Source organism: Lacrimispora amygdalina, from assembly GCF_900205965.1.
GTDB lineage: Bacteria > Bacillota > Clostridia > Lachnospirales > Lachnospiraceae > Lacrimispora > Lacrimispora amygdalina_A.
The window spans coordinates 1-2630 of record NZ_OAOF01000062.1; the positions used below are offsets into that span (position 1 = coordinate 1).

General features: G+C 37.5%; 4 protein-coding genes. 1 reads left to right on the top strand and 3 read right to left on the bottom strand.

The genetic code is table 11. The annotated features are described in order from the left end of the window. A partial coding sequence (locus tag CRO04_RS26650; RefSeq protein ID WP_207654525.1) for a hypothetical protein occupies positions 1-306 on the top strand: 306 nt, incomplete at its 5' end. Between the two features lie 662 nt (positions 307-968). Here the strand turns inward: CRO04_RS26650 and CRO04_RS25590 are convergent. From CRO04_RS25590 to CRO04_RS25600, 3 genes are all read right to left on the bottom strand, one after another. Continuing rightward, the gene (locus tag CRO04_RS25590) at positions 969-1418 is read right to left on the bottom strand and encodes a DUF4274 domain-containing protein (protein WP_097007048.1); all 450 of its coding nucleotides are present in this window, start codon (positions 1416-1418) and stop codon (positions 969-971) included. A 13-nt stretch (positions 1419-1431) separates the two neighbouring features. Beyond that, complete coding sequence (locus CRO04_RS25595) at positions 1432-1818, bottom strand: AHH domain-containing protein (protein WP_097007049.1); 387 nt, start codon at positions 1816-1818, stop codon at positions 1432-1434. A gap of 179 nt (positions 1819-1997) precedes the next feature. Then, positions 1998-2630 (bottom strand): transposase (locus CRO04_RS25600; protein ID WP_141401057.1); only part of this gene is annotated, 633 nt, incomplete at its 5' end.

Here is a 2630-nt window from a genome sequence, read left to right on the forward strand (position 1 = left end):
TCCCTCCTGATCTTGTTTCCGACCAATCAGTTCCCGTACCGGCAACCTCAGATGACAGCGTTAACTCTTTGCGAGTCCGCAAGGGGGCGACAGCCAATCTACAACAAACCAATGGGTGGTAAGACAAGTTATTTCTTTTATTGGTTGTTGATGTTAACTCTATATGGATTGGATTGCAAGTCATTTCTGGATTTTTTTTCGGAAGACGGAATGGCAGAAAAAAGAATGGAAAAAGGGAGCTACAGAAAGAGTATTTTTACCCCCTGTAACCCCCGGCAGCATCATTTTACCATAGAAACAGTTTGATGTAAATTCATGGTTCACCATGAACCATGGTCAGATGAACCAGCTAAGTTTCTGGTGAAACAGAATTAATAGACCACTTTCGTTTTGCCCTGTGTCGCAAATAATTGCCCCTGTGTGACTTATAAAACCGATAGTGAAACATATATGCCAATTAGGCGATAAAAAGCCTTATTGGGCTAATCTGAAAAATATAGGCTTTTCCCATTACACCTGATAACTGTTTGGATTGCTATTGCCTCCTGTTCGTCTTCCGGTTGCTTTTTCAGAAAAATGTCGCATATAGACCAGTTTTTCATATCCCTCAAGTCGCACAATCGCAACCATTTATAAATTCCTTAACTAGTAAATTCTCGCCTTATTTTGCTACAAAAGTAGGGATGAACCATGGGGTCGAAAATGATGCAGGTTAAAGAGCCGGGGTCAAAAGCTTCCCCGACTCGGATTACATCAGCCCGCAATGCGGGCTGAGAGGATTTTTTATAGGGGTCGGATTACTGGCATTGGGGTCGTAACCGGAGTCACACTTGCATGGAATGCCCATTTATGCGAAAGAGTTACGGGGTTATGAACGACTTCAGTAAAATTAAAGAAACTATAATCCTTTAGCAATATATCTCTCATCAGCGACTAAATAATGTTATGGTCTCTAAATAGATGTATTTTTATAAAGATATATTCAGATCCTTATCCCCTATATTTTCTAAAAATATATATTCCTGATTAACTATATCCTTTTTCAACTTATATATCTGAACTTTACTTAATGGTGGGGCGAATTTTATATTGCTCTTTTTAAATCTATTTTCAAGTATCATATTATATAAATCTTTAATAAAAATAGACCATTCCTTTAACCTAATATTCTTTTCATCTTTATTTTGTAAATACCTTTCTCCATCAGCAGAATAAAAAATCATTAATGCTGTGCTTAAATCACAACAATCTTTATGAAGAATACTTTTAGGTATCTCAAAGCCATTATCCCAATTATAATTATAAGCATATACATATAACATTTCAGAATCGTTAATAGTATTTAATTCTTTTAATACTTCCTCAATATCCTTATCATATAACATCTGAAGAATAATTATCTCTTTTTCCTTTTCCATATATACACTTCCTTTATTGAATTCTCCCTAAACTTCGTTGCCATAGATCTATTGATGCTCCCTGGTTCGGATAAAGTGGCAATCCACTTTGCTGCAGTTTTTTTAAATTACTCTGTAAATCTAGTACTTGTCGTTGCAACGTATTAACATCTTGAGTAATATCAATGGCATCTAATTGCGTTTTCACAAATTCATTATAAGTGGAATGATATACTCTATGTCTTGACATTGCACTGATATCGTCTGCCGGGGTCCGTAAGAATAAGCCATTGGTAGCATCATCTAAATTCATGCCAATTTTTTGCAATACTTGGTGATCTGCCATTTCTGAAGGAATTATATGCTGAGCCTGATATCCGGTCCATTTCGTTGATCTTTTTTGTCCCATAGATTCCATCATATTCTTACCTAGCTTAGTAGAATCACCTCCAGTAACAACACCTTCAGTACCCGGTATTAACCTAGTATTACTTCCACCCGCCCCCTTAGGTGGAGTACTGAGATATCCGACGAACGGTGAAAATCTTTATTCAATAAAAAAATTATAGCACGTCTTTGTGCTGTTTTTAAATAGAAAAATTACTGTTCTTCTTTTGGAATCGGTTCCCGATATTCCGTCTTATTTTTCATCATTCCGTACACAATGTTTACTAATCTGCGCATGATACAGACTAATGCCTGAGACTTTGTCTTTCCTTCACCGATTTTCCGCATGTAATAATCATAAAATACCGGATGATTGGGTACTCCATTCTTTGGCTTCGACACCATGGTTACCGCCAGAAAATAAAACAGTCCATGCAACTGGCGGTTTCCTTGTCTGGAGCTTTGCTCCTTGTCTTTTCCTGCAGAACTAAACTTTACAGGTGCCACTCCTGCAAATCTTGCCAGTTTGTCTGCACTGGGGAATCTTCGAATATCTCCGATTTCTGCAATCAGCTTACTGGCCACGGAAGTTCCAATCCCCGGCATACTGGTCAGTTTATAATCAAAACTAAGCAGGATTTTCTCGATTTCTTGATCAAGCCCTGCCAATTCTACTTTCTGGTGTTCTAAATCCCGCACCAGACTTGTTGTGATAAAATCTCTGGATTCCTGATATTCCCGAAAGGTATTTCCATCATTCTGAACGCAATCCAGAATTAATTCTGCTTTGTCTTTCTTGGAAATACGAGCTATTTCCTTAAATTCGACTGTTAGGTCTTCTGCCGT

Bases quoted from the DNA above. Each gene is read 5' to 3' on its own strand.
- CRO04_RS25590 (WP_097007048.1), bottom strand. From the start codon at position 1,418: ATGGAAAAGGAAAAAGAGATAATTATTCTTCAGATGTTATATGATAAG.
- CRO04_RS25595 (WP_097007049.1), bottom strand. From the start codon at position 1,818: ATGATGGAATCTATGGGACAAAAAAGATCAACGAAATGGACCGGATAT.